Origin of the sequence: Desulfobulbus alkaliphilus (assembly GCF_016918545.1) — a bacterium.
GTDB lineage: Bacteria > Desulfobacterota > Desulfobulbia > Desulfobulbales > Desulfobulbaceae > Desulfobulbus > Desulfobulbus alkaliphilus.
On record NZ_JAFFQC010000319.1, the window covers coordinates 1 to 424 of the forward strand.

Consider the following 424-nt stretch of genomic DNA (forward strand, 5'->3'; position numbering starts at 1 on the left):
TCGTGCTGGCGGCCGAAAGCCGCGAACTCTCCGGTCAGGTTGGCATCGATGCCCCATGCCGTCTGGCTGGCATCGGTGATGTTGGCCACGGTGCCGCCCAGTCCGGTGGCGGGGTTGACGGTGAGCTGGAAGGAGGCGTACTTGAGGTAGACGTCGTCCTGCACATGGATGGCCGAGACCTTGGCGCGCCACTAGTCGTTGAACTGGTGCGACAGGTCGGCGTAAATGGTCTGGGTGCTGTTGTCCTGGCGGTTCCAGCTGGCGCCCAGGTAGGTGGAGCGCGGCAGGCGGATGTCGCTGCCGTCGCTGTAGCGCGGCAGGCCCGAGATGAAGGGCCGCCCCTTGAAGGTTTCGTAGCTGGCGCCGATGCTGACCTGGGTCTGGGCCGAGAGGTCGTATTCCAGCGTGCCGTACAGGGTGGTGT

Annotated in this window: 1 protein-coding gene; it reads right to left on the minus strand. The window is 65.6% G+C overall.

Annotated elements, in window-relative coordinates; all coding sequences use genetic code 11:
* Nucleotides 1–191: 191 nt before the first annotated feature.
* The coding region (locus JWG43_RS18730; protein WP_504208237.1) for a hypothetical protein at nucleotides 192–424 on the minus strand (233 nt) is incomplete at its 5' end.